This is a genomic window from Halobacteriovorax sp. ZH5_bin.2, from assembly GCF_043196375.1.
Lineage (GTDB): Bacteria > Bdellovibrionota > Bacteriovoracia > Bacteriovoracales > Bacteriovoracaceae > Halobacteriovorax_A.
On record NZ_JBEBMJ010000001.1, the window covers coordinates 406,465 to 431,374 of the forward strand.

Sequence of the window (24,910 nt, forward strand, 5' to 3'; positions counted from 1 at the left end):
TACATATATGAAAGAAAATAGTATTCGCACGGAAGTCATAGCAGGAATAACAACCTTCTTAACGATGAGTTATATTATTTTTGTCAATCCACTCATCTTATCTTCAGATGGCACAGGAATGTCTTTTTCTGCGGTCATGACAGGAACGATCTTGGCAAGCTTTGTTGCAACTCTTCTTATGGGGCTCATTGCAAAGCTTCCTTTTGCCCTCGCTCCAGGAATGGGACTTAATGCTTTCTTTACTTATACTTTAATCCTCGATCAGAAAATACCTTGGCAACAAGCCTTAGGCTTAGTTTTTTGGTCAGGTGTAGTCTTTGTTATCTTGTCAGTGACGCCATTTAGAGAAAAGCTTGTAAAATCGATTCCAAAGAACTTAAGAATGGCCATGGCCGTTGGGATTGGAATCTTCCTTGCATTTATTGGGCTTAAGAATACTGGTATCATCATTGATCATCCAGTGACTCTTGTTCAAACTGCACCTCTTTCAAGTGAGGGGACTGCCGTAATACTTGGCTTTGTTCTTATTATTGCATTATTTAAAAAGAATATTCCGGGAAGTCTTTTGATAGGCATACTTTTTACTTGGACACTAGGAGCACTCTTTGGCAAATCAACTCTTCCTAAAAGTTTCTTTGCAAATCCTGACTTTAGCTACTTTATGCAAGCGGATATCATAGGCGCCTTAAAGATTGCCTATATTCCAAGTATTTTGACTCTTATGATGACTGATCTTTTTGATTCTTTATCGACTTTTATTGGAGTTGCTGAGACAGCTAATCTTAAAAATGAAAAGGGTGAAATAAAGAATATGAAACAGGCCCTAACTGTAGATGCGCTTGCGACTCTCTTTTCTGCATTCTTTGGAACATCAACGACGACAACTTTTGTTGAAAGTTCGGCCGGCGTAAGTGTTGGTGGCCGCACAGGATTAACATCAATTATTACAGCAATCTGTTTTCTTCCTTTTCTCTTTCTTGCTCCATTTGCACAGTCCATTCCAAGCTATGCAACAGCTCCTGTTCTTATTTTTGTTGGTATTCTCATGTTTAAGAATATCACATCTATAAACTTTGAAAAATTTGAAGAAATGATTCCTGCATTCTTATGTATTGTTCTTATTCCACTGAGCTTCTCAATTACAACGGGTATTATGTGGGGATTATTTGTTCATACTATTTTATATATTGTAGCTGGACGCATAAAGGACATAAGTCTAACTGAGTGCTTACTTTCTATTGTCGCTTGTTTATATATTATTTTTCACTAATTAAAGCCAATACTCTTTGATATAGTTAAGTGAGGAGAATTAAATGAAGAAAATTATTATCTGTGACTCATGTGGTGCAATTAATCGAATTGATACAACAAAGCTTTCGGCCAGTGGAGCAGTATGTGGAAAGTGCTCTAAAGATTTAGATACAAATGCAAAGGTTCAAAGTATTACCTTTGATAAGCTAGAGAAGATTATTCAGCATTCAGATCTTCCTGTTTTTGTTGACGCATATGCTGACTGGTGTGGCCCTTGTAAAATGTATGGACCTATCTTTACTGAATTTGCACAAAAGAATTGGCAATCTGCTGAATTTTATAAAATTGATACAGAAAAGAATCCAATGATCTCTGTAAAGTATGGCATTCGTGGAATCCCGACCACTCTGATTTTTAAAGAGGCCAAACTTGCACATTCACAAAGTGGAGTTTTACAAGGTGTGCACTTGGATCAAATGCTTTCTAATTTTTAAAAACTAACAACTTGGATTAGTTCCACATTTTGGTACTTTGAATTCAGTTGTTTAGCGTTTCCTTTGTATGAGCTATCATTTATTCATCATCGATCAAGATGGATAAATTTAGGAGCGTATCATGTTTAACTATTTAGGAACTATCATTATTTAATAATTTCGAAGCCTCCTTAAGTGGAGGCTCTCTTATTTGTACATATTTTCAAGTCTTTACAGTTCAACAATATTGTAAAAGTAACTGATTCCTTAGAAGTCGTTTGAAGAAGCTCTTCCTTTCTATTAAATTCAGCGAGAATAAAGAAGGGAAATTCATGAAAATCATAATCTTAAGCCTATTATTATCTCTTGGTGTTAACGCTGAAATGGTGTCGATTAGACAATATCAAACTCCAGTGAAGAACCAAAAAGACAGAAATACATGTGCATACTTTGCGGTAACGGCCATGCTTGAGGGTGCTATTAAGAAGAGATTTGATATGGAATTTGATATTTCAGAGCAATTTCAAATTTACTATGGGAAAGAGCATTTTGGTGAATATTCAAATGCTGAGCATGGATATACTTACGAAATTGCACGTAACTTTCGCAATCAATATTTCTTTATCGAGGAGGTCCAGCTTCCTTACCAAATGAGTTATTTTGAAAATAATGGCCCTTGCTCACAATACGATCCATTCGATGAAAGTGCGCCATCTTATTGCTTCTCTCATGCTCCGGTCGATACTAGCTCACTTAAGAGAGTAAAGATGGATGGGTTAGAAGTAAAAATGGTCACAAATTTGTGGAGTTCTTGGAAATCTAAAACAGATTTATACGAAGATGAAATTAGAAGCGGTAATGGCCTTGTTGCAACAGTTCTAGTTTATTCTCCACTTTGGGAAAATGCCCATGTTACACTTCCTGATGAAACTTTTGCAAAATGCGAGTCGGGTGAAGTGGCCTGCTATGGCCATGCAATTCACTTTACTGGTTTTGATAAAGAAAAGAGAATCTTTCAATTTAAAAATAGCTGGTCAAGTGAGTGGGGAGATGAAGGCTATGGCTATATGTCTTATGACTATGTCATGAAGCACGCAGTTGATCCCATCTCATTTAGATGGGACCGCTTTTTGGCCGATATCAGAAAATAATATCAAACAAGATATTTAAAATTCTGACTCTCAATCGAATTAATACTTTCAAATGTAGTTTGCGCAATATTACTTAATGCCTCATGAGTTAAGAAAGCCTGATGAGAAGTAATTAGAACATTTGGGAAAGTCATTAGTCTTGCAAGATCATCGTCTTGGAGTACATCCTGAGAATGGTCATCAAAGAATAGGTTTTCCTCTTCTTCATATACATCAAGACCGGCTGCTAAAATTTTCTTCTCTTTTAAGCCTTTTATAAGGGCCTTTGTGTCGACGAGTCCACCACGACTTGTATTGATGAAGACGACACGATCTTGCATCTTCGAAATATTTACTTCATTTATGAGATGGTATGAGTTTTTATTAAGAGGAATATGAAGAGAGATGATCTTCGATTCTTTTAAAATCTCATCAAATCCAACATACTCAACACCCAGCTTCTCTAACTCAGAGTCTTTTGATAGGTCAAACGCCAGAACTCGGCATCCAAAACCAAGGGCTATCTTACAAAAGGCCTTTCCTATTTTTCCCGTACCAATGACTCCAATCGTTTTCTTATAGAGGTCAAAGCCGACAAGGCCATCGAGGTTAAAATTACTTTCTCTAACGCGGTTATACGCCTTATGAGTTTTTCTATTTAAAGTTAGAATCATTGCCATCGTATGCTCAGCAATGGCCTGAGGAGAGTATTCTGGCACTCTTGTTACTGGGATGGACTTAGATTTAGCATAGTCAAGATCGACATTATTAAAGCCCGCACATCGTAGAGTGATCAATTTAATACCAAAGTCACTTAGCTGGTCTAGTACCTCTTTATTCACTTTATCATTTGTAAAAACACAAACGACATCATGACCTTTGGCAAGTGGGGCTGTTTCTGGATTAAGCTGCTCTTTGATGAATGTTATATTGTGCCCACTCGCTTGCTTTAATAAATATTCTTTTTCAAAATTGTGGGTACTAAAAACAATTATCTTCATAGTTCTCTCTCGTTAACGTATCTATTAAACGACATTAATTTATGTCTAGTATATGATACTAAATTTGTTAAAATTGTAACTTATAATCTTAAAGTGGAATTACTATCTTTAATTTCTCTACAGTCTTTTGCTCAATAACCGGCAATAAAACCAGATAACTCTGTTATTATTGAAGATTGTTGTATTTGTAACGAGTAAAGGTTCAGAATATTCTTTCTAATGCTCCTCTATGTAGGGGATTAGATAATATACATTACAATATGCTTATTAAAGATTGACTTGTACCATAAATAAAGAGATGAAGGGTATTGATCTAGATACATTTTAAATATTCGCCACTGCTAGTATTTGGATTAAGCACTGGCACTAACGCTAAAAGCAGGGATATTTACTATGTCATCAATCAATTCATTTGATACTCTTAATCTATTACCAGAAATTCTTTCAAGTCTTAAGCAGAAAGGATATTCAAAACCAACTCCAATTCAGGCGGGCTCAATCCCTCACTTATTAACAGGTGGAGATATCTTAGGTATTGCCCAGACTGGTACAGGTAAAACAGCGGCATTCTCATTGCCTATTTTGAATAACCTAGGCTCTAATAAAGTAAAAACTAAGCCAAGACATATGAGAACTTTAATTCTTACTCCTACGAGAGAATTAGCGTCACAGATTCATGAAAATATCGAGGAGTACGGAAAAGGCCTAGGCATAAAAAGTACGGTTATATTTGGTGGAGTTAAACCAAGACCTCAGATACAACAGTTAAAGAAGGGAATGGATGTCATTATTGCAACTCCAGGTCGCTTTTTAGATCTCATGGGTGATGATCATATCAAATTTACTCAACTTGAAACCTTTGTACTTGATGAAGCCGACCGTATGCTTGATATGGGCTTTATTCGCGATGTAAATAAGATCATTGCTAAGCTTCCAAAGAAGAGACAGACTCTATTATTTTCAGCAACAATGCCTCAAGATATTGTGAACCTATCAAAGAAGCTTCTTGTGAAGCCAAAGAAAGTAGAGGTTACTCCAGAGTCAACAACTGTCGAAAGAATTGATCAAAAAATTAATTTCGTTCATAAAACAAATAAGCCAAAACTTTTAAAAAGTATTTTAGAAGATCAAACAATTGAGCACGTGCTTGTTTTTACAAAAACAAAGCATGGAGCAAATCGTGTCGTAAAACATCTTGAACAAGTGGGAATTACGGCCGCGGCCATTCATGGGAACAAATCGCAAAGTGCACGTGAGAAGGCACTCGGTGGATTTAGAAAAGGTGACATTAGAGTTCTTGTTGCCACAGATATTGCTGCTCGAGGAATTGATGTTTCTCACATCACTCACGTCATTAATTACAATCTTCCAGATGATCCAAAGAGTTATGTTCACAGAATCGGGCGAACAGCAAGAGCTGGCCGAGATGGAGTTGCTATTTCATTTTGTGATGACACAGAAAAAAATCTTTTAAAGGATATTGAGAAAACAATTAAGTATCAAATTCCTCAAGATAAGGATCACCCGTTTCATGGTGTCGCAGGAGCTCCTGCACAACCCCAAAATAATCGACGTCCAGAAAAGAAGAAGCAGTCATCTTCAAGAAGTGGTGGGAAGTCTAAAGGCAATAAGACGAGTAAGTCGAATAATCAACAAAGAAGTGCGAGACGCAGACGTGCTGCAAGTAAAGCGAAGTCGATTAAAATAGGTTAGTGGGATTGCTTCTTTTATGGCCCAATATGCTTCCATACAGAAAGAAGGGTTTTAAGTGTTTGCTTATGATTTAAGTCTTGATCTTCATTTAAATATTTAACTGTTGCCAACTTTATATCCCTGATAGTTGAACTCTTATTAAGATATTTCATGTAAGTATTGAAAAAAACTTCAGTTGCAACTTCATATCCTACACCCTCAAATTCAGCTGTTCCCTCAGACAAGAGATAAAAAGCATTCGTTACTATGCCTGCATTATAATAAACATTAGGGCCATTAGGCTTGTATTCGTCAAAGTTACTTGCTTGATCATTTTGTTCTGGGTTTGAAATATCACGTAAGCAATTACCCTGACCAATATATGCTTCATGTCCTAACTGATAGCAATCTGCACTTGGATTATTTTTAAAGCAAACAAAAACACCGATAATATCTGCAAATGCTTCATTGAGTGATCCCTGGTCACCATCGGAAGCAAGTTCTATTGTATTTGCTAACATGCCATGAGCAAATTCATGGGCAACGATTCCAATACTTGAAGACAAGTGTGTGTGATCTGAAATATCTGAACTCTGCCCGAATGTAATTATATTTTTATCTTTATCCCACCACTTAGCATTATCATTAAATGAGCCCTTTTTTAAAAGCACTGAAATTACTTCCGCCCCTTTATTATCAAAGCTATTAAACCCTAGGTGCTCTTTTACGATCCTTATTGTTTTTATAGTGTTAACATGAGTATCTACGAGAGCAGGATTTGAGAATAAGCAATTTTGTGATTGTACAATTTTTCCTGGTACTCCCCAAAAATCATCAGAGAGGAAATACAATGGATCATTGTTTAGGTTGCCATTGCTGTGACCTGTAGTAGTTGTAACTTTATATTCTTTGGAGTGAAGGTATTGTTGAGCAGTATAAATATTTTCAACAACGTCAAACACCTGAATCTGACCTTGAGAATCTTTACTATGACATGTGACCATACGGTGATCTTTAAATTGATTAGCAAAGTTATAAGGAAAAGCCCTAAGCGATATGAAAATAGATACAAGAGCTAATAATAGATACATACGTTCTTATAAGGAATCTAAATATGAGTCGCAACTTATATAAATATAATTTCAGTATTTTGTAAAAACTACAGGCAATCTCTTTTGTCGGTACGTCGATACTTTTGGCATTTTTAACGACTTATATTCTTTTGAATGATGGTTTTTTTCTTTTTGCATTTGAAAACTGTATTCTTCACAAGATATTTAGCTTCTTTCATCGATCTAGAGTGATAAATGCGAAAATATGGTCAATATTGGCGGAAGTCGTTCGCTAAGTAGCTGTTTATGCGAAAAGTATCGACGTACCAAATTCACATTCACTACTCTTAACATTACCAAGCATTACAGCTCAAGCAACACCTGTGTTGACATTTGACTCACTAGTAAACCCTGCAAAAGTTAAGCTTGTCGAAGAAAAAGTAACGAACATATTAACTATGTCATTAGAGCGATCTAAAGTCTTAAAAGAAAACAACGAATCTGATTATCGAGACCTTGTTGAGCATATTAATATGTCATTCAATGGAGAACTTAAGCTTCTTCTAAAAAATAAAATCAAAACTGTATACGAAAGAAGAAAGAATACTTACACAGCAGATGAATCACTAGAAAATGATATTGCACAATTTTTTCAGGAGATTAATGAAATTCATTCAGAAATGTCTGAACTTAGAACTAAGTCTGAAGGTGTTAATGGATGGGAAAAAGATGTCGAGAATAGAACTCACAAGAAGATTGCACAGCTTTGTAAATCTAAAACTTCAAACCTATGCAATACTTTAGAAAGCCTAATCAGAGGTAGAACATTACATGCTGGTAATAAATGTATTTCGACTTCTCTTACAAACTGTACTATTGATATTATTAAAGACATTGCTCATTTAGAAGACAAACCAGTACGTGAGTACGACAAATCTAAATATATTCCACATAGAAGTATGTATCTTCTTCCGATTAGTTTCTTATCAGAAAATAGTTATATTGATTCTTTAAAAGAAATTCATAGAAATAAGACAGAGATTAAAGTGTCTCATAGTACTTTCTTCAATAACACTATATCTTATTCAGCTAAGGAAGTAAGTTTCAAGCTTAGTCGTAATGGAGCTTCTAGAGTTATATTTGGAGGCCAATATAGTAAAGTAGAAGATTCACTAGGCTATTTTTATGAACTATACTCTCAAAAAGAAACAACACCGAATATGTCCGCTTCATATTAATCAAGAAAAAGTTAGATAGAGTTCAAAAACAGTACTTTAGGGTACTGTTTTTTTGTTTAAGGTACGTGGTACTTTTTGGTTAAAAGTAAGTTTGATCGAAAATGTAATTGAGATTGCTTAGTTGGTTCACCTGACCTTATGGTCACGATGACCGGTATGTCTGCGAGAGGCAGGAGCCGAAGCAGACCCCGTCGTGGTCGGCCATGAGTTGTTCAGCATCAAATTGCCATACTGGCACTTCTTACTTGAAATTTAGTGTTATCGAAAATGTTAGTGAGATTGCAGAGCTGGTTACCCGAAAGCTCCCATCGTGGTCGCTTCTGGGTTGAATTGCGTCATCTGCTCCTGCAGATGGCCGCAAACAAAAAAAGCCGAGTGGGTTAACTCGGCTTTTAATATCTTAGTCTCCGAAGAGATTAAAACTTGAATGTTACGAAATGAAAATGGCGGGAGCGAAGGGACTCGAACCCTCGGCCTTCTGCGTGACAGGCAGACGTTATAACCAACTTAACTACGCCCCCGCATTTCGTAAGACTTAATATAGGGATTTCGGTTTCATTCGTCAATAGAAAAATTTAAAAAAAGTTCAATTTTTTTTCGCCCTTCTATAAAATTTGTCTATGGAAGTGTGAAAAAGCCAGTAATAAAGGACGTTTTAGATTATTTCTGTTAAGATTAGGGCACTAAGAAAAGGTAAATATTATGAGTTTTTTAACGTCACTTTGGAATTATATTTTAGTCTCTGCCCCATTTTTAATGTTTGGGCTTCTTGTTGCAGGTATTATTAAGGCATTCATCTCAGTTGAGAGAATAAAGAAGGCCATGGGTGGGAAGGGCCTAATGGGTGCCATTAAAGCATCGGTTCTTGGAATCCCTCTTCCTCTATGTAGTTGTGCGGTTATTCCTACGGCAGCTACCCTAAAAAAGCAGGGAGCCTCAAATTCCGCCACATCTGCGTTTCTAATCGCAACACCTGAGTCTGGGGTTGATTCAATCGCCATGACTTATGGAATGATGGATATTCCGATGACAATTATCCGCCCTATTGCAGCTTTCGTTTCAGCATTTGTTGCAGGAGCACTCCAATTAGTTTTTAAAACTGATAAAGATGTTGAACAGGTGCAAGCAGAAGTTAAGCCAAGCTGTTGTGGAAGTTCTAATAAAAAAGATGAAAGTGTAATTGTAAAGCAAAGCATTGGAAAAAAAGCTAAGGCTTCTTTTCATTTTGGTTTTATTGAACTTGTTGATGATATGGCCATATGGCTTGCGTTTGGTATTGTGGCCGGAGCATTTATTGACTTTGCTCTTCCTGCAAATTTCTTTGATGGCCTTTCTGGTTGGGCAGGAAGGGGAGCGATCCTTCTTGTTGGAATACCACTCTACATTTGTGCATCGGCAACGACGCCAATTGCAGCCTCTCTTGTGATGAAAGGAATGAGCCCGGGAATGGCGTTACTATTTCTACTTGTGGGTCCTGCAACTAATATTTCAAATATTCTCGTTATTGGTCAGTATATTGGAAAAAGGGGAGTTGTGATTAATCTTCTTTCAATTGCACTTGTTGCCTTAGGTTTTTCATTCTTAACGGATTACCTATACAGTGCTTTTTCTTGGCCACTTAATTTTAATATTTCTCATCACAATCATGATTCATCAAGCTGGTGGGAGATTTCTCTAGCAGTTGCATTTACACTGTTACTTCTTCGCTCGCTTGTATTTGTCGAGCTTCCAAAAAGAATTAAAAAATATTTTGAAGATAAAGGAAATTCAGGTAGCTGTTGCGGATAACAGCTACCTGTTTAAATATAGAACTCTTTATTTGTGACGTTTTTCGATATCGTCTTTTGATTTGTAGATCATACTTCCAAGACCGTTGATAATTGCCGAAGAGCGCTTGCCAAGAGCAACACCTTGAATATTTGCCTCAAAATTTTCGATATCAAAGATCTCCATCTTATCAGAGTCGTGCCAGTCGCGACTAAAGCGTCTTTCAAAACTAGCGACTTCCTTCTTATCAAAGATCTGTGCACCAAATTCTCTAAATGAACCTTGGAGAGTGTCTGGGTTGATATTTGATGAACCACCTAGAACAGTGATTCCATCAATTGATGTAATCTTTCTGTGGTTTTCTTGGTGATACTCTTTAGTTGACCCATCTGGGAAATTCGCTGTAATACCATAAGTCTTACGAGCACGTACTTGAATTCCAGCATCTACTAGCTTCTTAACGAATAGAGTATTTGGAAGGCCATTCATGCCAAAATTTCCGTTGTGGTCGATAACAAGTTTAATATCTAAAAGAGGATTTTGTCTCTTTGCTTTAACAAGAGCATCAATTACATACGAATCATAGAGGAATAGTTGTTCCATGAAGATATTCTTTTCTGCTTTTGAAATCATATCAACTAAGATATTTCTAACATTCTTAATTGTTCCATCAACATCAGCTTCAGCAAGACGAATAACTGAGTCGCCCTTAACTTCATACTTCTCTTTCTTAATCCTCATATCCTCAAGGATTTGATCCTTCTTAGAGAGGTAAGCGCGATTATCAAAGCCTTGTTCTTTGTAGTAGAAACCGATTAGCTCTTTTGGATCTTCTGTTAGGGCCGCTTCTAGGTCACGGTAGTATGAAGCCTGAACTAGTCCAGCTGCAGCTCCTGTAACATAGATAGCGTCATCATAATAGTAACCACCACTGTGATCGGTCCAGTTCTTTGAACCAAAATATGCCTGAGCATTTTCTGTATTTCCATCAACGACAATAACTTTCGAGTGGTCGATTTTTGATTCAAAATACGTACTACCTGATTCGAAGTACTTGATTGCTTCAGCTGTTTTTGGAATTAGTTTTGTAATACCAAAAGGAATCCCAGGAGGGTGGCGCTGAATATTTGCTTGTAGTAGAGATACACTCTTTTTTAATACTGGGTCTTTTTCACGACGCTCTTTGATATACTCAAAAATTGGCATCATTTCATCTAGCATATTGTAGTTTGTTGCATAGTCGTGAAGTAGGACAACTTTAAAATTTGGATTGGCCTTAAGTTTTTCTTTGGTTTGATCTAGAAGGTACTCCGAAAGAGTTGCACCTAGTGTTCCTCCAAAGAGAAAAATATCGATAAAGATTGAATCCTTAGAGCTTGCAATCATATCACGAATTTTGATGTAGATTGGATCCTGTTGAAAAATGATATTTCCTGTAGGATCATCGGCCGTTGGCATTTTGATATAATCTGAATCAAAATCAAGTGTTCCGCCAGCAAAGATGACTCTTTGATTAAGCCAATCGATACGCTCTAGAGAGCGTTCATTTTCTGAAACAATCTCTGTTTTATTTGATGGCACAAAGCCAAGAGCAGAGAGTGAATAATTATTAATATCACTAAATGTCTCTGAAAAGTCGATCGTTGCAATTTCATTTTCTTTAATGCTTTCAATAACATCTTTGCTACTGGCGATCTTCATTGCTTGAAGTTTTAGAGTAGGAAAGTATGTTGAAATAGAATTTGAATTGATTCCCTTTCTTGTTATTTTAGAAAGAAGCTTCTGGGCCTCTTTCTTGTCCTTGTCTTTCGTAAGTGGATTATCAATAAAGTCTCTAAGGATAAAGAGTTTGTAGGCCAGGAAGTAGTAGATAACTTTACCAAGCTCTTTCTCGTTTGGTGATACCTTTGTCCAGTAAGTAACAGGCATGGCAATCTTACTTGGAAGTACACTGTCGACTTCTTTTAAAAAATTAACAGTATCTTTCTCTTTTGACTTGTCCAGCTCTTTGATCGTATCAAAGAAAGACGGCGCATGAGCATAATCACGTTGGCCATAGACTGAGTTGTAAGACTCCAGAAATAATTTTTGTGAGTCAAGTCGATCCTTGATGTTGAAGCTTGCGGCAAATGATTGTACTGCAAGTGTCGAAAGTAGAGCTGTTGTTAATAATTTCTTCGTCGATTTCATAGTCGATCCTATTATTTAATAAATTTTTCTAAGTTAAGTTTTTCTACTAGGTACTCAGTATTCTCTTGTAGAAGAGTCTTCTTGATTGCATCTTTAACATGCATTCTTAAATCATAATCTCTAGGATTAGTTGTTATACGACTCTTCTTAGTGAACTTCTTGTCTTTGTGACTGTATACAAGTGTTTTAATTTCACCATTGAAGTTTGTACGAATTGTACCGTTTGAGTAATCGCCTTTGATTTTAAATTTGGATGTCTTAATATCGTTCTTCTTGCTAAAGAAACTAAAGATTCTTTTGAAAAAGCTATCGTGCTTCTTATCAAGGGAAACGATTTCACCAAAGTGAAAGATAGTTTTTGTCTTCTTTGGAATTAGGCTGGCAAGATTGTACTCATAAATTGTATCAACAGTAAGAACATGAGGCTTCTCTTTCTTAGCTTCAAATTCTTGCTCTGTAATATTTAGGTACTTCGATTTGAATGAATCAATTTTTAAGTCAGTAGGGTAGTTCACTCTGTAGTATTTACGAAGTCGTACATATCCTTTAACACCATTCTTCTTAGGCTTTGGAATAGGTTGAGAAATTTTCCAATCTGTATCAATCAATTCCGATGTCAGTGTGATTGCTCCACCAAGGTATTGGTAGACATCATTAGAAATTGGAATCTGAGTGTCGAGTACACGATGAGAAAAGTTCTTGTTATATGTTTGATATGCTTCATAAAGTGTTCCTTGAGATTCAAGGTTGATAAGCTGGTTTGTTTTAAGCTCGTCTTTGTATGAAATAGTATCTTTGTTATAAGGCGTAAACATAATATCGAATTCAAAATTTGAATCGATAAGTTTGTGAACTTTAATTGTATAGACAAAAGTATTAAGGAATTCCTTTGTTAGCTCGGGAAGAACTTCTGACTTAAGAGTTGTCCCACCTTGATTACCTTTTTCAATGAGTCTTTTGAAACCGGCAGTGAGACCCTTTTCAATTGCTTCTTTTCCATTTTTTGTGAAATACTTTGCGCCTTTGTCAGACCAGAAGTCGACAGACATCTTGTAGTCAACGTTTCCGTTGAAGTCCTCGTAGATGACAAAGTCTTCAAAGGGGAAGAGTTGTTGGTATTCTTTGTATTCGCCTGGAACTTTTTGTGAGGCAGGGGCCCTTCGCTCTTGGATCTTTTCTTTTGAATAGACGTTATCAAATTTTGATGTTGAAAAGAATTGATACGCGACAAATGTATTAACACTAAGTACGCACGCTAAAGCGATAAAACTTTGTTTCTTACCTTCACTCATAATATGTCTCTCTAATTAGTAATTATCCTTCTTCTCTTGTCGGTTTTTAAATGCAAAAACTTTACTTCTAATTCGTAATGTCTTGAAAACACGATCTGGTGGTAAAGTCAGACTCTATCACTTGTAAAAAACACGGGGCTTTTTTTATAAAATGTCTCTCTACATATTACCTTTATTTAAGTTTAGAAAAATTCGGATGGACGTTATCGTTATTTACAACCAAAAAAAACATGGAGGAAAAAAATGAAAAAGGTAATTCTAAGTCTAATTCTTGCAACAGGTCTTTCGTTTAATGCGTCTGCAGCAGTAGGTATGTTAACTGGTAACTGCTATATCGCTTACACTGGGCTACTTGCAATGAAGGTAGGCGTTGGTTACTCTGTTAAGGCAATCTTTAGTGGTGATCCGAGTGATTGGGTAAAAGCTGCAAAAATTGGTCTAGCAGGATTAATTCTTTTAGATGATGAAGGCTTAGCTGAATTTGGTCCAGTGTACGGATCTCTTAAAGGAGTGAGTGCTGATCAAATTGCAATCTACAACTCTGAAGTTGAAGAAGCGAATTTAATACTAGAAGAAGTTGTTGCTCAAATGGATCGTGATACTTCTGTAGCAGAGACTAAAGAAATTTGGGCGCGCTACGAATCTTCTCTTTCTCCTGAAACACTAGATGTAATGCGTGCGATTGTTTCAGAATAAATAATATCTTCTACAAAAAAAGAAGGCCCTCTTTTGAGGGCCTTTTGTTATTGCTATAAATTTTCTTCGTAAACGAGTTTCTTGATATCTTTGACATTGTCGACGTAGAGTTTTCCGTAGAGGTGATCGATCTCGTGTTGAAAAACAGTTGCTAAGAAGTCCCTAGCTTCAAAAGTAATTTCCTCTGCTTTCTCATTCAAGTACGTCACGCGAATATGGTTTGGTCTTTCCACATATCCTCTAAGGCCTGGAACAGAAAGACATCCTTCCCAATAGCCATCTTCTTTTTCCGTTAAGAATTCTATCTTAGGATTGAAGATAATCATTTTTCCACTTGGACTAGCGTCTTCGTAGCGAGAGTCTTCTGGTACATCAATTATTGTAACTTTCTTAGAAACTCCAATTTGAGGAGCTGCGATACCTATGCCACCAACTGCAATCATTGAATCATTCATATCTTCTATAAGCTGCTTTGTTTCTTCGCTTAGTATCTCTTCTTTTGTAAAGTCTTGCGCTATTTCTCTTAATACGGGATCACCCATTGTTCTGATTCTTTGAACTGTCATAATTTTATTCCTTTAAATTTACTTTCACCTTCGATTCTATCATAATTTTAATATGAAAATCTTATTTGTTTGTCTTGGAAATATATGTCGTTCACCGGCCGCTGATGGGGTTCTATTTCATCGAATCAAAGAGCTCGATTTGGTTGAACATATTCAGGTGGACTCTGCTGGTACGAGTGCATACCATGCTGGAGAAGGTGCAGATCGACGTATGCAAGAGCATGCTTTAAAAAGAGGCTATACTCTTCCTAGTATTTCAAGAGGTTTTATTAAAGAAGATCTTGAAAATTTTGATCTTATTATTGCAATGGATAAGTCAAATTATAGAAATATTCTTAAATTTGACACTGAAGGAAAGTATAAGAATAAGGTGAAGTTATTTTGTAGTTTTTGTAGTGGAGCTTATACTTCATATGAAGAAGTTCCTGACCCATACTTTGGTGGGGCAAGAGGCTTTGAAGAAGTAATGGACCTAGTTGAAAATGGAGTAGAAGGAATTCTAAATCAATATGGCAATAAAGAAAGATAATTATATTACTCCTCGTGGGTACGCAAAGCTTGAAGAAGAATTGAATTTTCTAATGAAAACAGAAAGACCTGAAGTGACAGCGACTGTTAAGTGGGCCGCTTCACTAGGCGATCGATCAGAAAATGCTGACTATCAATATGGAAAGAAAAGACTTCGTGAAATTGATCGACGTATCCGCTTTTTAAATACTCGAATAAACGCGGCTTTAATTGTCGATCCACTTTCTATCTCATCTGATAAGATCCAGTTCGGTGCAACGGTAGTCTTGGAAGATGAGGATGGTAACGAGAAGAAATACTCCATTGTAGGAGTTGATGAAGTTGATACGACCAAAGGGTTCGTTAGTTGGAAGTCTCCGATTGCAAGGGCCATGATTGGCAAGGAAGAAGGGGATGAGGTTATTGTTCAGGCTCCTGGTGATGATTTTGAATACACTATTGTAGAAATTAATTATATTGATATTGAGGTATAAGATGATAATTGAATGTCCCGTTTCTCTCGGTGAGCTAGTTGATAAAATGACAATTTTAAAAATTAAGACGGAAAGAATTGAGGACGCTGAGCATGTCCGTCTTGCTCAAGCAGAATATGATGAGCTTGCAAATACTTTGGCCAAACTAAACCTAGAAGGTATGGACAAGTTTATCAGTGAGCTTAAAGATATTAATGAGAAGCTTTGGGTAATTGAAGATGATATTCGTTTGAAAGAGAAGGCCAGTGACTTTGGTGATGAATTTATCTCTCTGGCACGTAGTGTCTATAAAACAAATGATTTGAGATTTAAGGTTAAAAATTCAATCAATATGAGTTACAATTCTGGCATAAAAGAAGTCAAATCATATAAATAGATAACAAAAGAGTATTTAATGTCGAAAATTCCAACGAATTTGAAGTACCAACTTTATGAAAAGTCAGTTCAAAATCACGAAGCTGATATTGAATTTATCAACAAAGAGTATAAAAAGATTTTTGGGCGCTCTCCAAGAACTCTAAGAGAAGACTTTGGTGGAACGGCCGCAATGGCATGTGACTGGGTAAAAGAAGGTGGTGATCGTGAAGCTTGGGGGATTGATCTTGATGAAGAGCCACAAGCGTATGGAATTGAAAATCACTACTCTCGTCTAACAGATGAAGAGAAAACACGTATGCATTATATCAATGGAAACGTGCTTGATGATTACGACTTTAAAGCAGATGTTACTGTTGCCTTTAATTTTTCATACTTCATTTTCAAAGAAAGAAATGTTCTTCTTAATTACTTTAAGCAGGTAAAGAAGAATATGGGGCCAGAGAGTGTTTTCATGGTCGATATCTTTGGTGGAGAAGAGTGTCGTCAAGAGTTAGAGGAAGAAACAGAGCACGACGATCATACATACTTCTGGGATTGCGATAGCTACAATCCTTTAACTGAAGAAGTTCAATACTATATTCACTTTAAAACACATAGTGATGGAAAACTTTATCGCAAGGCCTTCTCTTATGATTGGAGACATTGGTCAATTGGTGAGATTAAGGACATCATGAAAGATGCTGGTTTTGAGAATATTATCACATACTGGGAAGGTGAGGATGATGATGGCTCAGGTGACGGGATCTTCTATCGCTCAACAGTTGAAGAAAATTGTGAGTCTTGGGTGACTTATATCATGGCCTACTAACCTATTTTCAATAGGTTAGTGAGTGTAAATTCGATATAACATCTCAAAAACTAAATAAATTCACATTTTTAATGCTACAAGCTACTGTTTTTAAAAATCTAAATAGGACAGTAGCTTGTGAAAAAACTAGTTTCATACTTTGTTGGAAATAGCTTTCTAGTAAACTTATTAAGTATCATGATGGTGCTCTTTGGGATTATCTCCCTTGCCCATATGAAAAGAGACTTAATATCAAACTGGTCATCAAAAAGAATTCAAATAACTGCCACTTTAACCGGTGCAGGTGCTTCTCAAGTTGAGAGATTTCTCACTTATCCGATTGAGCGTGCCATTAAAGGTAGTGCTGGAATTGATAAGATTTGGTCAAATTCTCAGCAAGGATATATGCGAATCAATGTTGATGTAAAAGATGAGTTTGAAGAAATTGATGATCTCGAAACACGTATTAAAGACGCTATTGAAACAATTCGTGGAGACCTTCCTTCTGAAACTAAAGATATTGTTGTTCGTCATATTAAGCAAACAGATTCTTGGTTTAACTACTATGCAATTTTAAATTTTGATCAAGATAGCGATCTCCACCAGAATTGGCTTTTAAAAATTGAAGAAGAACTTGAAAGGGTTAATGGTGTTTCAAGAGTTGATACTTACGGCTACACTAAAGATCTCTATATTAAGCTTAATGTCGATAAAATGGCCCGCTACAGAATCAATCCTTCTGATATTTACAATAAGATTAAAGAGACATTTAGAATTTATCCTCTTGGAAGTATTCGCAAGGGAAGTGATTCTTACTCAATTGAAATTGAAAATCTAAACTATGATATTGAGTCTCTTAATAATCTTTTAATTCGTTCAAATAACTCAAGCCACACGCTTCGCCTTAAGGACTTAGCGACACTCGAGTACCGTTTACCTAAGATTAACAGAACTAATTATACAAATGGTAAGCCGGGGATAAGCTTTAATATCTTTAAAGATGTTGAAGCAGACTCAATCACATTAAAAGAGCTGCTAGAAGAAAAGCTAGCTAAAATTAATAAAGAAGCTCCAGAGGAGCTGAGTATTATTAGTGTTGAAGATGGGCCTGCATTTATTGAAAGGCAAATTAATGCACTTCAGTCTAACGCTTTAATGGGAATCGTTCTCGTTCTAATCACTCTTTGTTTATTTCTAGGTTTTAGGACAGCAATTATGACATCTATTGGGATGCCTCTTGCTTACTTCTTTACTTTTACTGTTCTTGAGACAATGGGAATTTCAATTGATCTAATCTCTGTTGTAGGAATGTTACTCGTAATTGGTATTCTCGTTGATGATGCTATTATTATTTCAGAACAATATATACAAAACCTAGAAAAGGGAGCAAGTTCTAAAGATGCAGCTGTTGGAGCAGTTCTTTCTACTTGGAAGCCTATTTGTGGAACGGTTGCTACAACTCTAATTGCCTTTGCTCCAATCCTTGTTGGAAAGGACTCAATGTCAAATATCTTAATGGCAATTCCAGTTGTTGTTTTCTCTGCACTTCTTTTGAGTTTATTTGAAAGTTTCTTTATTCTTCCAAATCACTTAAAGCATTTTGTGACAAAGGCAAATGGTCATCATGAGTCAAACTATTTTCAACGATTCAAGCGTGGATACCTGAGACTTCTTGATGGTGCACTTAGGTGGCGATATATCGTTTTAACGGGCTTTGTTGTGGCCATGATTGGTTCAATTATATTTGCGAGTAAGAATATTAACTTTAATTTCAACCTAAGTATTTCATCTGAGACAGTGGAGTTCGTTGGCTCCTTAAAAGACTCTGAGAGTCTTGATGATTCATTTAAGCAATTAGCTCCTGTTGAAGAGGTGATGAATAAGATTGATAAGAATAAGTACAATAACTATCAATTTACGATTGGCCAAAACTACACAAATGGTAAAAAACAAGAAGGGCCACAATACTTCAGTTATCGAGTTTCATTTTCTCAGCTTGATAATAATGTCGAGGCCAATAAGAATGATGTTCAAGACTATCTAAAAGATCAGCTAAAAGAGCTAAAAAAAACAGGTAAGTTTGAGAGACTGGAAGTAAAGATTGCAAAAGGTGGAAATGATGAAAGTCGTGAAAACCTCGTTGAAGTAACAATTCAGTCTCTGTCTCCATTCAATATTGAAGAGGTAACTGAGTATACTAAGAAGGCCATTGAAGATTTAAAGATCGAAGGGATTAAATCGGTTGATCTTGATGATTCTCTTTTTAAAGATGCTTGGGTATTTACTCCTAAGAAGGATGAGATCCAATCTCGTGGACTCTCTCTTGGGCAGGTCTCTAGCCAACTTGTTCAGTTTATCAATAAGAATGAGGTATATGAGTACACAAGTGGTAATCGCAAAATCCGCTTTTTAACTTATGCTGCTGATGGGGACGATTTAACTTTTGAAGAGCTTGGAAACCTTCCTGTTGTTCTTGCAAACGGTGAGGTTATTAAGTCTTCAGAGATTGGTAGTTGGAAGAAGCAGAAGAAGCAATCAGTGATCAGACACTCAAACTTAATGAGAAAAGTTGTTGTTGATCTTCCATTTGATAAAGAAATTATAAAAAAAGAAGTACTGATTAAAAAAGTTGATCTATTAACAAAAGAGCTTTCAAAAAAATATCCAGATCTAATGTTTAATGCACAAGATGCTGATGAACAGTCGAGAAAGAATAAGAATTCGATGGTTAAGAAATTTGCGTTTGCGCTTCTTGGTATCTTCTTCATTCTTGCAGTTGTACTTAGAAGCATTATGCAGCCACTGCTCATTTGTTCTGCAATCCCATTTGGAGTAATCGGTGTTATCTGGGCCTTCTACTTTCAGGGGTTAGATATCAGCTTAATGGCCATTATCGGTATTATTGGTATGGCCGGTGTTGTTGTTAATGACAGCTTACTTCTTGTTGTAACGATTAATGAGAAAAGAAGTGACTGGTTTAGCTTTCATCGTCCTGAGATCCTAGAAGGAGCAGGAAGCCGGCTTAGAGCAATTATTCTAACAAGTATCACAACTCTTGGTGGTGTTTTTCCAATGGCCTATGCAATTGGTGGAGATGCTGGATTTACTAAGGGACTGGCCATGAGTATGGGCTGGGGACTTCTTTTCGCTACAGTTCTAACACTTGTCGTTCTTCCATGTATGCTACTTATCCAAAGAGATTTTATGGTTTTCTTTAAGCGTAAAATTTTAGGAAAGGGGAGAGCAGAGGAAGTTGTTGAAGAAATAGATGAAGTTGTTATCGTAACTAATAAATTAGAAGAAGAAAGCGTTATTCACTAGAATAACTCTTTCTCTGCTTCTTTTGCTTTTTGTTCTTCAATTTTCTTGATCATTGCTTCTCTTTTGAGAATACGATCAATACGGTAGAGGATTGTTTTTTCAAGGATTCCATCCGAGCGAACAAGTCGCCATCCTTGTAGAAAGTCTTTTTCAATCATCTGACGACGATAGATTGAAACCTTAGAGACCTCTTGTTTTCCGCGATATCCTTTAATGACATTTATAACTAATTTAAATTGGGCCGCCTTAACCATTTCTTTAGAGCCAAAGGCATCAGAGAAGTTAATTTGACTCGTATTGTTGATCCAACGAGTTTTTACGACTCCAGCTTCTTGGTTTTTCACTGAAATATCGTACTGTTGCATAATTTCTAGAACTGCTTGCCAAGTTTGGTTAAAATTAGACTTGTAGGTCTTAGAAGGAATTTCTGATTCTTCAACTAATTGTTCAAATTGTTCATATGAACTACAACCAAATAGCAGGGAAAAAAGCACTATTATTTTTAACATTTTCATATAATTATAATAACATAGTCGTAGACTCGATCGAGATAGAAAAATTGACACCAAAGGAGATGGTAGTGGAGCATTTTGGTCAGATGAAGGAAGTTTTAAAACTTGAAGCTGATTCAATTCTAAGAGTTATTGATCTCTTGGATGAGAAGATGTGTAACAAACTGACGGATGTCTTCGAATATCTCCATGCTCACAACGGCCAAATGGTCTTATGTGGTGTTGGGAAATCTGGCCTTATTGGTGAGAAACTATCTTCAACTTTTAGCTCTTTAGGTCTGCGCTCTATCTTTCTTCATCCTACCGAGGCCCTACACGGTGACCTTGGGAGAGTCAGTGAAAATGATGCCATTATTTTCTTATCGAAATCTGGTACGACAAGTGAAATTCTAAAACTTATTCCATTTCTAAGAATCAGAAAAGAGAATCGTATAGCGCTTGTAGGTGATTTAACAAAGCAAATTGCTCTTGAGTGTGGGATTTCTTTTGACTGTTCTGTTGAGCGCGAAGCTTGTATCAATGACCTTGCTCCTACGACTTCATCAACTGTCGCTCTTGCTATGGGGGATGCGATTGCTGTTGCCTATGAAAAATTTGTGGGGCTTTCACGCGAAGGCTTTGCAATTAATCACCCTGGTGGAAAATTAGGTAAGTCCCTTACGATGAAGGTAAAAGATCTAATGTGGATCGCTAAAGAATGTCCAATTCTTGAGTCATCAAATCTTCTAAAGGACGCAGTTCTAGAAATGACGAATAAGCCTCTTGGTGCACTTGCTGTCATTGATCATGGTAGCTTTAGTGGAATCCTTGTAGAAGGTGATATTAGACGCTCTATTGCTAAGAATGCTAATGCTCTTGAAACGGCACTAAGTGAAATTATGACAAATGAGCCAAAGAAAGTTTCTTCAAATGACCTTGCTATCGATGCTCTCGCACTAATGGAACAGAATAAGATTTATGTTCTACCTGTTATTGATGGGACTGAATTTAAGGGATTCATTCGCATGCACGATCTTTTAAAAGAAGGCTTTTAATCTTAAAGTGAAAAATCCTTTATCTCTTGTTTAAAGTTCTCAGTACGAATGAGTTCTCGTCCATCTTGTTTGATTACGGCCGAGATTCCTGTATTTGTTGCTCTGATAATTGGAAGGTTAAACTCCACAGCTCGCCATTTTGCTAAGAATAAATGCTGCTCTTGTTCTGAGTAAGGCCCATACCAAGAATCGTTAGTCACATTGACGATGAAATCAATCTTTTCTCCTCGCTTCTTAACTTCTTTAATATACTTTCCTACATATCGAGGGAAGAGAACTTCATAACAGATTAGTGAAATAAAATTCTTATTTTTGACTTCAAAATTTGTATACTTCGTTCCACTTGCAAAGAATGAAATATTTGTTAGGTGAGGGGCAAGATACTTATTTAACGGACCAAATGGCAGGCCTTCTCCAAATGGGATGAGAACCTGTTTATGATAAACCTGATCAATAATTCCTTCACCGCGAGATAAGACTGTCGCATTATAAGTATTTTCTAAAACGCTAGGATTTGTTGAGGCAAGATCATATGTTCCAAAGAAGTAGCTTGCTTCACTATTAACGAAAAGATCCATTAGCTCACCAGCGAGCTTTTTATTTTCTCTTGAAAAAATAAATCTCGGATATGATGTCTCGGGCCATATGACGAGGTCAATATCATCGATCCCTTCCGCTAAGCTTAGGTCCTTATAGATATTAATAACCTCTGAAGAAGCAAGTCTTAGCCCTTGTTCAGATTTCAGTTTTAAATCGTTTCCAATATTTCCTTGAACAATGCGAATCTTAAGATCGTCTCCAATCTTGGCCTTGATTGGGCCGACTCCAAAGTTAACAAGTAAGAGCGCTAGGATGATTCCACCTTGGGCCTTAGGAAGTCTTTGCTTTTGATAGAACATGAAAATAAGGTGTCCTATAAATAAACTTAAGAAGCTATAGAAAGGCACACCTAAGAGTCTTGCAGGCTTTAGAAATGGAGAAACCTTAAGCCATGGATGACCAAAAAGGGCCGGAAACTGTTGTGGAGTAAAGTATTCTAGGGCCACAAAGATTAGTGAATAGAGGACTCCTCCAGCTAATGTATCAATCTTCACATGCTTCTTTAAAAGGAAGAAGATGATGAGAAAGAGATAGAATTGTGGGGCAATAATAACTGAAAACAGCTGCCACAGAATAAAGTTGAAAGGAAAGAATAAATTCCCAAACTCATTTAACGTAAAAGTTAGCCAGTAATAGCCTGCAAAATTATATCCCCAACAGAATAAGAAAATATTTAAGAGATTATACTTAAAACGATTTTCATTTTTTAATCCGTAAAAAAGAACGGCGGCACTTATAAAGATTGTCGGAAAGATTGTGAACTTTCCAATGAATGGGAAATTTAATGCGTAAATGATACCTGCAAGAATGTGAACAACTGGCAGGAAGAATTTATTTTTCAGCAGGCTAGACATACTTTATTGTCGTATATGATTTAACATTTGCCAATACTAAGCTTATGAAATTACAATATTCTTATGGATAAAGAATTCTTAAACGACATACAAAAACATCAACATCTCTTCATGGAAGATAATATTGCACAGGATGTGCAACTTATAACATGTCCTAAGTGCGAAAGTGAAAATATTGTTGAAGACCGCTGCCAAGAATGCGACTTCGACTTATCTTTCAATCCATTAGGTGAACCATTAGGGGAGAAGAGTTTCTATACATTTCGTGAAAGGTATTGGCTGACTCTATCTCCTCTGGAAATGGAAAATCCCGCAATTTTCCAAGGTGATGTGAAGTTTAAGAAATTCATGATCAAAGTCCGTCGCCGCTACAATAATCTTCTTGATTATTTCTACAGTGAAGAGTCTAAGAACGATAAACTTAGGCCACTGTACCTACAAGAGCTTGTGGATATCGTTATTGAGATGATGAATTCAGGTGTAAGTGAGCAAGAAATTTGGCAGCCTTATACGCAGAAGGGGATTGAAGAGATCTCTCTTTATGAGCGTATTAAGGAGGCAATTTCTGAAACACGAGAGCTTAATAAAGGCCAAGTCGAAAGTTTTCTTGATTATAAAATGATGGGATTCTTTAAGGTATCTTATTTATTGTATGGAATGCTGGCGGTGATTTTTGTTATGGGGACGACCCTTGCGCTTACGTCCTATTTAAGGGCCATCTAAGAATTTAATTATTTTCTGATAATTACTTTTGGAGTGTTTGCTACTTCTCTCTTGCTTTCTTTGTAGCTAGCAAGTTTTCCGTTTGTTTTCGTGTTTAGCTTTTCTGCAAGCTCAATTGCTGCTGTTGCGTCTACACGTCCTGAAGATTTAACCTTTCCATTAAAAGTAATTTCTTTCTTAGCAGTGATTGAAATGATCTTCTTAATTTGCTTTGCTGAAAGACCTGGGTATCCAGCTTTTAGCATTGCAGCTACTCCAGAAACAAATGCTGTTGCTTGTGAAGTTCCTGTTAGTAGTCCGTTTCTTGACGTTGGGATAGCAGAGTTAATTTTGTATCCTGGTGCTGAAACATCTACAGTTTGTGCTCCCCAATTAGAAGAGTTAAGAATCTTCATTGACTGGTCGTGAGCAGTTACAGTAATGATATTTGATAACTTGTAGCTTGCTGGGAAGTAAGCTGTGTTCTTGTTATCGATATTTTCTTGCTCGTTACCTGCTGCTGCAACAACGATGATTCCTTTTCTTTCTGCTTTCTTTAGAATTTCAAGTTCTTCTAAATCTGGCTCTGGTCCACCACCTGAGTAGTTAATGATATCAACACCAAGATCAACAGCATAACGAAGTGCCTTGATCGTTGAGTTTAAGTTATCCTTACCTGAAGCATGACGGTTGTAATACTTAAGTGAAAGAATCTTAACATTTGGGAATACTGATTTAATAATTCCTGAAACGTGAGTTCCGTGACGGTTCTTATCGTAAGGAGTATTTACATTATTTGCACCTTTAGAGAAGTCTAACCCAAAGTTAGTAATGCTAGCATCACCTTTAGGTACATAGATATTATCTTTAAGGAATGGGTGAGTTGGATCAATACCAGTATCAATAACTGCTACGACAACTTCTTTTTGAGTTGTTAGTTTTTTAAGTGCACCTGGAAGATTAATTGAACCTTGTGCAAAGTTATTCTTAATTCCCCAGCTTGAAAAACGAGATCTTAATACATCAGTATTAGATGTTTCTTTTTGATATTCTTTTTTGAAAACACGTTGTCTTAATTGATCAAATGATAATTTCTGACCTTCACCAGCTCCAAAAGCAAAAGAGCTAGCAATTAAAGTAGAAAGTAGTAGAAAAGATTTTAGTTTCAAAAAGTGCTCCTTAGTAACTCAAACTCACTGTTATAGAATGCACAGCATGTGCCAACACTATGACAGGATTCTACCTACTTAAACCGTTCACCTATAGTCTATATGGATAGTTTATAGATAGGTGTCAAAATCTTATACACTATTTTGAAAGTGGTGGTAGAAAATAAGGCCAAAAGGCCACCGTGTTCATTACTCCACTTTATT

Annotated in this window: 22 protein-coding genes and 1 tRNA gene; 14 read left to right on the forward strand and 9 right to left on the reverse strand. The window is 36.4% G+C overall.

Annotated features, from left to right (window positions below):
- Window positions 1–7 precede the first annotated feature (7 nt).
- The 3 genes from ABMA76_RS02005 (at window position 8) to ABMA76_RS02015 (ending at window position 2,875) form a co-directional block, all read left to right on the forward strand.
- Window positions 8–1,270, forward strand: coding sequence for an NCS2 family permease (locus tag ABMA76_RS02005; protein ID WP_392912473.1), 1,263 nt, complete (start codon window positions 8–10; stop codon window positions 1,268–1,270).
- A 43-nt stretch (window positions 1,271–1,313) separates the two neighbouring features.
- Window positions 1,314–1,745, forward strand: a complete 432-nt coding sequence (locus tag ABMA76_RS02010) for a thioredoxin domain-containing protein (RefSeq protein ID WP_393060756.1) — start codon at window positions 1,314–1,316, stop codon at window positions 1,743–1,745.
- Window positions 1,746–2,056: 311 nt separating this feature from the next.
- Window positions 2,057–2,875 carry a C1 family peptidase gene (locus ABMA76_RS02015; protein WP_392912477.1) on the forward strand — a complete coding sequence of 273 codons (819 nt, stop codon included), beginning with the start codon at window positions 2,057–2,059 and terminating at the stop codon, window positions 2,873–2,875.
- A 2-nt stretch (window positions 2,876–2,877) separates the two neighbouring features.
- Here the strand turns inward: ABMA76_RS02015 and ABMA76_RS02020 are convergent, their stop codons facing one another.
- Window positions 2,878–3,855: a 2-hydroxyacid dehydrogenase gene (locus tag ABMA76_RS02020; protein ID WP_392912479.1), complete on the reverse strand. Its 978-nt coding sequence runs from the start codon at window positions 3,853–3,855 to the stop codon at window positions 2,878–2,880.
- Window positions 3,856–4,248: 393 nt separating this feature from the next.
- Between ABMA76_RS02020 and ABMA76_RS02025 the strand changes: the two genes are divergently transcribed.
- The gene (locus ABMA76_RS02025; RefSeq protein WP_392912481.1) at window positions 4,249–5,568 is read left to right on the forward strand and encodes a DEAD/DEAH box helicase; all 1,320 of its coding nucleotides are present in this window, start codon (window positions 4,249–4,251) and stop codon (window positions 5,566–5,568) included.
- 14 nt (window positions 5,569–5,582) lie between these two features.
- On the opposite strand, the gene ABMA76_RS02030 is transcribed toward ABMA76_RS02025, so the two are convergent.
- The gene (locus ABMA76_RS02030) at window positions 5,583–6,638 is read right to left on the reverse strand and encodes a M4 family metallopeptidase (RefSeq protein WP_392912483.1); all 1,056 of its coding nucleotides are present in this window, start codon (window positions 6,636–6,638) and stop codon (window positions 5,583–5,585) included.
- 419 nt (window positions 6,639–7,057) lie between these two features.
- Between ABMA76_RS02030 and ABMA76_RS02035 the strand changes: the two genes are divergently transcribed.
- The gene (locus tag ABMA76_RS02035; RefSeq protein ID WP_393060758.1) at window positions 7,058–7,837 is read left to right on the forward strand and encodes a hypothetical protein; all 780 of its coding nucleotides are present in this window, start codon (window positions 7,058–7,060) and stop codon (window positions 7,835–7,837) included.
- Between the two features lie 444 nt (window positions 7,838–8,281).
- Here the strand turns inward: ABMA76_RS02035 and ABMA76_RS02040 are convergent.
- Window positions 8,282–8,358: transfer RNA gene (locus ABMA76_RS02040), tRNA-Asp, on the reverse strand.
- Between the two features lie 181 nt (window positions 8,359–8,539).
- Here ABMA76_RS02040 and ABMA76_RS02045 point away from each other — a divergent pair.
- On the forward strand, window positions 8,540–9,625 hold the full coding sequence (locus ABMA76_RS02045; protein WP_393060760.1) for an SO_0444 family Cu/Zn efflux transporter: 1,086 nt from the start codon (window positions 8,540–8,542) through the stop codon (window positions 9,623–9,625).
- Between the two features lie 27 nt (window positions 9,626–9,652).
- On the opposite strand, the gene ABMA76_RS02050 is transcribed toward ABMA76_RS02045, so the two are convergent.
- Window positions 9,653–11,794, reverse strand: coding sequence for a phosphatidylserine/phosphatidylglycerophosphate/cardiolipin synthase family protein (locus ABMA76_RS02050; protein ID WP_393060762.1), 2,142 nt, complete (start codon window positions 11,792–11,794; stop codon window positions 9,653–9,655).
- 11 nt (window positions 11,795–11,805) lie between these two features.
- Window positions 11,806–13,086, reverse strand: coding sequence for a hypothetical protein (locus tag ABMA76_RS02055; RefSeq protein WP_392912667.1), 1,281 nt, complete (start codon window positions 13,084–13,086; stop codon window positions 11,806–11,808).
- Window positions 13,087–13,329: 243 nt separating this feature from the next.
- Between ABMA76_RS02055 and ABMA76_RS02060 the strand changes: the two genes are divergently transcribed.
- Window positions 13,330–13,782: a hypothetical protein gene (locus ABMA76_RS02060; protein ID WP_392912669.1), complete on the forward strand. Its 453-nt coding sequence runs from the start codon at window positions 13,330–13,332 to the stop codon at window positions 13,780–13,782.
- A 53-nt stretch (window positions 13,783–13,835) separates the two neighbouring features.
- On the opposite strand, the gene def is transcribed toward ABMA76_RS02060, so the two are convergent.
- Entirely contained in the window at window positions 13,836–14,348 is a 513-nt protein-coding gene (gene def, locus ABMA76_RS02065) for a peptide deformylase (RefSeq protein WP_392912671.1), read from the reverse strand.
- Window positions 14,349–14,400: 52 nt separating this feature from the next.
- Between def and ABMA76_RS02070 the strand changes: the two genes are divergently transcribed.
- The 5 genes from ABMA76_RS02070 (at window position 14,401) to ABMA76_RS02090 (ending at window position 19,835) form a co-directional block, all read left to right on the forward strand.
- The gene (locus ABMA76_RS02070) at window positions 14,401–14,877 is read left to right on the forward strand and encodes a low molecular weight protein-tyrosine-phosphatase (protein WP_392912673.1); all 477 of its coding nucleotides are present in this window, start codon (window positions 14,401–14,403) and stop codon (window positions 14,875–14,877) included.
- Window positions 14,858–15,349, forward strand: coding sequence for a transcription elongation factor GreB (gene greB, locus ABMA76_RS02075; protein ID WP_392912675.1), 492 nt, complete (start codon window positions 14,858–14,860; stop codon window positions 15,347–15,349). Before ABMA76_RS02070 ends, greB begins: the two co-directional genes overlap by 20 nt.
- A gap of 1 nt (window position 15,350) precedes the next feature.
- Window positions 15,351–15,725 carry a DUF6165 family protein gene (locus ABMA76_RS02080; protein ID WP_393060764.1) on the forward strand — a complete coding sequence of 125 codons (375 nt, stop codon included), beginning with the start codon at window positions 15,351–15,353 and terminating at the stop codon, window positions 15,723–15,725.
- Window positions 15,726–15,743: 18 nt separating this feature from the next.
- Window positions 15,744–16,535, forward strand: coding sequence for a class I SAM-dependent methyltransferase (locus ABMA76_RS02085; protein ID WP_392912679.1), 792 nt, complete (start codon window positions 15,744–15,746; stop codon window positions 16,533–16,535).
- Window positions 16,536–16,652: 117 nt separating this feature from the next.
- On the forward strand, window positions 16,653–19,835 hold the full coding sequence (locus ABMA76_RS02090; RefSeq protein ID WP_392912681.1) for an efflux RND transporter permease subunit: 3,183 nt from the start codon (window positions 16,653–16,655) through the stop codon (window positions 19,833–19,835).
- Here the strand turns inward: ABMA76_RS02090 and ABMA76_RS02095 are convergent.
- A complete protein-coding gene (locus ABMA76_RS02095) occupies window positions 19,832–20,350 on the reverse strand; it encodes a hypothetical protein (RefSeq protein WP_392912683.1) in 519 nt (172 codons plus the stop codon). The genes ABMA76_RS02090 and ABMA76_RS02095 overlap by 4 nt on opposite strands.
- 65 nt (window positions 20,351–20,415) lie before the next feature.
- Between ABMA76_RS02095 and ABMA76_RS02100 the strand changes: the two genes are divergently transcribed.
- Window positions 20,416–21,381 (forward strand): SIS domain-containing protein, encoded by a 966-nt coding sequence (locus tag ABMA76_RS02100; protein ID WP_392912684.1) that lies wholly within the window; start codon window positions 20,416–20,418, stop codon window positions 21,379–21,381.
- A 2-nt stretch (window positions 21,382–21,383) separates the two neighbouring features.
- On the opposite strand, the gene lnt is transcribed toward ABMA76_RS02100, so the two are convergent.
- Complete coding sequence (gene lnt / locus ABMA76_RS02105) at window positions 21,384–22,835, reverse strand: apolipoprotein N-acyltransferase (protein ID WP_392912686.1); 1,452 nt, start codon at window positions 22,833–22,835, stop codon at window positions 21,384–21,386.
- 63 nt (window positions 22,836–22,898) lie between these two features.
- Between lnt and ABMA76_RS02110 the strand changes: the two genes are divergently transcribed.
- Window positions 22,899–23,558 (forward strand): hypothetical protein, encoded by a 660-nt coding sequence (locus ABMA76_RS02110; protein WP_392912689.1) that lies wholly within the window; start codon window positions 22,899–22,901, stop codon window positions 23,556–23,558.
- An 8-nt stretch (window positions 23,559–23,566) separates the two neighbouring features.
- On the opposite strand, the gene ABMA76_RS02115 is transcribed toward ABMA76_RS02110, so the two are convergent.
- Window positions 23,567–24,706 (reverse strand): S8 family serine peptidase, encoded by a 1,140-nt coding sequence (locus ABMA76_RS02115; RefSeq protein WP_393060766.1) that lies wholly within the window; start codon window positions 24,704–24,706, stop codon window positions 23,567–23,569.
- Window positions 24,707–24,910 lie beyond the last annotated feature (204 nt).